3 protein-coding genes and 1 pseudogene are annotated in these 6,107 nt (G+C 59.5%); 3 read left to right on the forward strand and 1 reads right to left on the reverse strand.

Annotation, left to right across the window (positions count from 1 at the left end):
• The first annotated feature begins 19 nt into the window (after positions 1-19).
• Genes GGQ68_RS06205 through GGQ68_RS06215 form a run of 3 tightly spaced genes read left to right on the forward strand, consistent with a single transcriptional unit; the run spans position 20 to position 4,882 of the window.
• The gene (locus GGQ68_RS06205) at positions 20-2,131 is read left to right on the forward strand and encodes a DDE-type integrase/transposase/recombinase (RefSeq protein ID WP_183964014.1); all 2,112 of its coding nucleotides are present in this window, start codon (positions 20-22) and stop codon (positions 2,129-2,131) included.
• On the forward strand, positions 2,118-3,074 hold the full coding sequence (locus GGQ68_RS06210; RefSeq protein WP_183964016.1) for an ATP-binding protein: 957 nt from the start codon (positions 2,118-2,120) through the stop codon (positions 3,072-3,074). The genes GGQ68_RS06205 and GGQ68_RS06210 overlap by 14 nt, the downstream gene beginning before the upstream one ends.
• A complete protein-coding gene (locus GGQ68_RS06215; protein WP_183964018.1) occupies positions 3,071-4,882 on the forward strand; it encodes a TniQ family protein in 1,812 nt (603 codons plus the stop codon). The genes GGQ68_RS06210 and GGQ68_RS06215 overlap by 4 nt, the downstream gene beginning before the upstream one ends.
• A 550-nt stretch (positions 4,883-5,432) precedes the next feature.
• Here the strand turns inward: GGQ68_RS06215 and GGQ68_RS06220 are convergent.
• Positions 5,433-6,107: pseudogene (locus GGQ68_RS06220) on the reverse strand (IS5 family transposase); the annotation flags it as partial.

The following is a 6,107-nucleotide window of genomic DNA, read 5'->3' on the forward strand; positions in this document are numbered from 1 at the left end:
TCGCTTCTCAAGCTCCGACATGATCACCACGGCAGGCGTCGCTATGCGCCCACTAGAAATCGACGACAAAGGCGGCACCTTCGAGCGCGTCGGTCAGCCAGGGATCACCGAGGCATTTTCCCACCATGAGCTCGCCGAGATGATGCGTCGGCCGGACACGACCTACTTTGCCGGGTATTTTGACCGTGCTACCCAAGACGCGCATCGCGACAAACCTGTGCAGGTCATCAGCGAGCTGTCGGAAAAGACCGCACGGCTGGTGATCTGGCGGAAGGCCGTCTGTGACGCCTTCCTAGCTCTCGAAGCTGCGGGCCTCGTCAAACGCACGCAGCGGGCATATGAGCAGGCCAAAGCGCAGCTCGCATCAGTGACGGCCAGGCTCGTTGGCGAAGGCGCAGCGGCCTTTGCCAAGATACGACCGGGCAAGGAAATAAAAGTTCGTAAGCTGCCGGGAAGCCGAACGGTCTTGCAGTGGGTCCGCTCCTATCAGGCTGCAGGCTACTCTGCACTTTCTCTCATTCCGGCCACTCACCTATCCGGCAATCGGAGCCGGCGCTGGTGTCCGAAGGCGGAAGCCCTGATGAACCAGGTCATCGAGATTTACGCCGACACGCAGCAACCAACCAAGGTCCAGTCTATTCAGGAGACTCGGGCACTGTTCGCCGAAGAGAACGCGCGCAGAGCCAGCGCGGGGGCAACGCCGCTCACGATCCCCTCTGCCTCCAGCGTTAAACGCCGATTGGACTCGGCAGACCCATTCTACGTCTGCGCAAAACGATTTGGCGTGTCTGCAGCCGCCAGGAAATTCGCAATGAGCAGCAACGGTCCCGATGTTGTGCGCCCCATGGAGCGGGTCGAGATGGATGAAAACAAGCTCGACGTCGTGTCGTTACTGACGCTGACAGGCATCTGGGAGCACCTGCCGCCGGATCGGCAGAAGAAATTCGAGACCGGGCGGCGCTGGAGGTATCTAGCGATCGACTGCGCCACGAAATGTGTCGTGTCGATGCGACTGGCCGACAATCCGAACTCGGATGATGCGATCCGCGCGCTGCGGCAGATTTTCGAGGACAAGACCCCGCTGGCCCAGGCGGCCGAATGCGAAAACACATGGCATCATCATGGCGGGATCGGAACACTTGTGACCGACATGGGGCCTGCATTCGTCTCGGACGCCTTTCAGGCAACGGTAGCGTCACTTGGGATCACGTCGCACTTGCCGCCCGCTGGCATCCCATGGATGCGGGGGCACATTGAGTCCTTCTTCCGCACACTCGGACATCAGCTCATGCCGCTCTTGGCAGGTCGAACCTTTTTCGACACCATCGATCGCGGCGACTATCCTTCAGAAATGCTCGCCTGTCTGTGTGACGACGACCTGATCAAGGTCCTGCTGACCTATATTGTTGATATCTACCACAACCAACCGCATGGCTCTCTGAACGGGGAAACCCCGAATGCAGGCTGGAAGCGGCTGGTGGCTGAACACGGGACGCCTCCGGTTCCGGATGGTTTGACCCTCAGGAAGGCATTCGGCAGGCCGATGCCCCGGAAGCTCAACGACGAGGGCGTACTGTTCTCGGGGCTTAGCTATAGCTGCGAGGCGCTGCGGGAAGCCTATCTGCACTCCCCCATACGGGAGGTGGAAATCAGGGTCGATCTACAGGACATCGGCTGGATCGCCGTCAAGGTCGGAGCCACTTGGTATCCGGCGCTCGCCAATCAACCCGGCTTTGAGGGCGTGAGCTTCGATGAGCTGCGCGAGGGCATCCGGGCCGTTCGTCACGCACATGCGCGTGCTGCGAAGTTGGACGCGCCCAAGGTCCAGCGGGCTATCGCGCGGATATCGGACGCGAACCGCCGCGCATTCGCGCTGCGCGCCCTGACCCCTTTCCATGTGACCGACGTGGACGTCGCCCGCGCAGATGCGGCACTGCACTATCCGCTCCGCTCTGATGAACAGCGGTTAGGATACATGCCGCCGAGCAACGACCTGCTCAATGGCGCAATCTCCATTACTCCGCCAACGGACACATCTCGGAAGCCGGACAGCGACGATGACGGGCCGATCTCCGAGCGTCGAACGAGACGCAAGAACCGCAGACGCTGGGGGTTCAATGATGGGAAATGATCTGATCACCCAAGCGGCACAACGGGTCGCTGAACTGAAGGCGTATTTCGTCGATCACGAGCGCTTCGTTCCTCTGGCAGAAGGGTTCTCCATCCTCGCTGAGAAAAGGCTCGTAGATATCCAGACCGGCCGCATCAGCGAGGCACAAGGGCTTGCCCTGTCCGGACACTCCGGGGCCGGAAAAAGCGCGGCAATCACTCATCTTCTTGCCCAAGAAAGGCAGCGGCTGGCCGATCAGGGATACGGAGATTCAACCATCATCAGCTTGCGGGTGCCATCACCCGCAACGCTGAAATTCGTCGGACAGATGCTCCTTCGGGCGCTCGGCTATCCCATCGGTGCCGATCGCCATGCCTGGTACATCTGGGACCTGGTCCAACATCACCTCAAGGAGCGGCGTGTCCTGTTCGTGCATCTCGACGAGGCGCAGGACTTGGCCTCGCGGGGCACCAAGCACGAGCTGGATTCAGTGACATCCATGCTGAAGACTCTGATGACAGACCCGGAGTGGCCAGTCGGGATCATTCTGTCGGGCACAAACGAGCTGGAAGACATCCTCAACCACGACCACCAGCTCGCTCGACGCATGAGGACCGTTCGTTTCGAGAGCCTATCCCCCGCCGCATATGGTGATGATATCCTCGACCTGCTCGAGAACTATTGTGAATTGGCGCAGCTCGAACCAGAGGATGACGTTCTGGAATTATCCCACGGCGAACGCGTAGTCCATGCTGCGGCAAACCAGTTCGGCATCGCCATCGTCCTGATCCTTGACGCCATCGAGGATGCCTATCTGCATGGCCAGAAGACACTAAACCGGCATAATTTCATCAGGGCCTACCATCGGCGGACCTCCTGCGATGCCGAGTTCAACCCGTTTGTCGTGCCGGACTTCATGCGCATTCACGCCCGCCAGGTGTTTTCTCGGGAGAACCGCACATGATGTTGTCACCCCTCAAGCCGCTTCCACTCAACGTCACCCCGGTACCCGGTGAAAGCGCGACGTCGCTAGCGTCCCGCATTGCGCGGAAGAACGGGACTGCCAGCCTTCAGTCTTTCTGCGCCGACATGAGCATTTCCTATCGCGCCCTGAAGGTCGGCGACCCGGTGGAGATCGAGCGGGTTGCCGCACTCGCCGGGTGCGCTCCCACCACACTCCGCACTTGGACACCCCACGCCCCGTCGAAGACGAATTATCAGTTGGGGGCAGAAGCGCCGAGGTTCACGGCCTACAGCCGAAGCACGATCAGAGGATGCCCGAAATGTGCCGCTGAAGCTCTTTCAGAGCAGGGTGTCCATGGCCCATTTCATCTTGGGGCATGGCAACTCACTTCAATCCGGACCTGCGCCCAACATTCTTGCATGTTGATCGAGGTCCCGCCTCCCTCGCATCACAAGCACAGCTATGATTTCGCGCGGATGGTCGACAACATGGACATAGACGACATTCAGATCGTTGCCGAAGAAGCGCGATCTCTGGAGCGCTACCTCCTTGGCCGATTGGATGGCGCGTCTGCGGGCCGTTGGCTCGACACGCTGGAGTTCCATGTCGCGGCACAGCTTTGCGAAAATTTCGGCCTTTTGCTGACGCGAGGCCCCAAAGCCGGTCGAGCTGAAACGACCGAACGACAATGGCTTGAGGCCGGTGCAGCCGGATACGACGTCCTATGCAACGGACCTGATCAGATGGTCGCAGTGCTTGAAGAGCTTCGCTTAAAGGCAGGCCCTGGCTGTCACACCTACGGCGCGATTGCAGGTTCTTTCCTGACCTGGCTATCCCAGCGTGAGGATGATGCTGCCTTCGATGACATCCGTCAGATGGTCTTCGACTACATCCTGCGGACCTATCCCGCGCTCGTCGGCAGCACGGTCCTGCGGATACGTTGCGACAGGCAACAGGTGTATTCCCTTCGAAAAGGCGCGAAGGCCTACGGCATCGACGAACGGATGCTGCGCCATAAGCTTCTGGAGCGTGGCGACATCTCGAAATCGGGAAAATCCGGTGCCATCACCTATCATCGCTACCCGTCACGGGAGACGCTGCAAAAGCTCGCCAATGAAACCAACGGCGTGCTACGCGGGTTCGATGCGGCAGACTATCTCGGGCTGGACATCCACCTGCTGCGCACGTTCGTCGTGGAAGGGCTCATCAAGAAGGCAGGAGAGATGGCCCGAAACGCGCCGTATTTCCGAAGGGAAGATCTCGACGCCTTTATCGGTCGCTTATACCGCCAAACACGCCCTGATTTGGAACCGGCCAATGATGAGGTTTCCCTTATTGCGGCCACGCCCGCGTGCCAATGCTCGACCCTCGAACTCCTGAACCTGATTTTCGAACACGACATTCCGCTACGCTGTGCTACGGGCGCAGACCCAAGGTTCAACGATTTCCTGATATCTGTCGAGCGGGCAAAAACGGCCATAGACCAGAACTCAGCTGGTGCGATCAGCATGTCGGAGGCTGCCGGCAAGCTAGGGGTCGATACCGCTACAATCCGCAATCTGGTGAACGCAGGCTACTTGAGTGCTGCTCCAAAGAGCAAAAATTCCTCAGAACGCTGGCGGGTGGTCGATGAGGCCTCCGTCACAATCTTCGCCGAGCACTACATCTCTGCTACCGATCTTGCCCGCGAGTTACGACGCGATCCCGCCAATCTCTGCCGCGAGCTTTACAAGAACGGCGTCGAACCACTCATCTTCAACGGCGAAAACCGGATCATCTTCCGCCGCCGCGATGTGAACGATAGATGAGGTCAGGAATGATGGTGGGATTTGCTGCCTGATGGGGCCGAAGCCTGTGCATTCCATCCCCAGGACCTTCTGACACGATAACCCTTGAGAAAGCCGACCACTGCGTCGGCTTTTTTCGTGTCGTCCCAGAGGCAACCTTATTTGACGAAAAAGGCAGCTTCAGTTCAGCATCGAGATTTCGGGGCACTGAATTTAAAAGGAAATTCTGGCGCCGAGAGGCAAAACTATGTGCCCCTTCCCACCTATTGAAAAGGAGCAGATAGTTCTGCCTTTCTCGTCAGAGGATTTGCCTTTGTCGCGAAGACCGGTAATATTTTCCCTCCGAAAATCCATGCTGCTCCGATCCATGCCTATGGCGTGTTGATCGCTGCGCAGCCCTTCCCCCCTATCAAACCCGAGGATGGCCCACGAGCGACCATTTCTTCGTCGTGACGGGCGGCCCCGGTGCGGGCAAGACAAGCCTGATCACCGAGCTCGCCCGTCGCGGCTTCCACACGGCGTTGTTGCGCAAATAAGGTTCGGGGATGAGTTTTCCCTTTCCCACCTGAGTTCAAGTTACGGCTTCGATCTCGGCCCTGCCGAGGGCCGAGAAGGTATTCATGATTGCGATGCGGATGTGAATTTCGGCGGTTTGGCGGTCAGGGTCTCGTGACATGATCCGTTCTCCGAAGCGCTTGAGGCAGTTCATCCTGGCCTCGACCCGGCTGCGGACATGGTATCGCGCCCATGTCTTCCAGAGCGCCCGGCCCAGATGCCGGGTTGCGTGGAAGATCTCGTTTCGCGCAATGGCCGCGGGGCTGTCAGCCTTCCAGGCACGACCGTTACGGCGGATCGGTATGATGCCGTTCGCGCCTCGTTCGATGATCGCCTCATGGCAACGTCGCGTATCATAGGCGCCGTCCATTGCCCGGCAGGCGATTGCAAAGCAATCTGCCGAGAGGAGGCGGTGACGGTATCGATCGGTTCGTCGGGCCGGATCTGGGACAACAGCTCTGGCAGCAGCGGACTGTCGCCCTGACGGCTCGAGGTGAACTCGACCGCGCGAACGTCGCCGGTGCCTGCGTCCACGGCGATGTGGACCTTCCTCCACTGCCTCCGGCGCGAGGCTCCATGCTTGCGGGTCAGCCACTCTCCATCGCCGCGAAATTGAATACCTGTACTGTCGACCAACAGGTTCAGCGGCTGTCCGGAGGCGCGATACGGGATCTGCACCGCGATCCGCGCC

The sequence above is a fragment of the Sagittula marina genome, assembly GCF_014196795.1.
Taxonomy (GTDB): Bacteria; Pseudomonadota; Alphaproteobacteria; order Rhodobacterales; family Rhodobacteraceae; genus Sagittula; species Sagittula marina.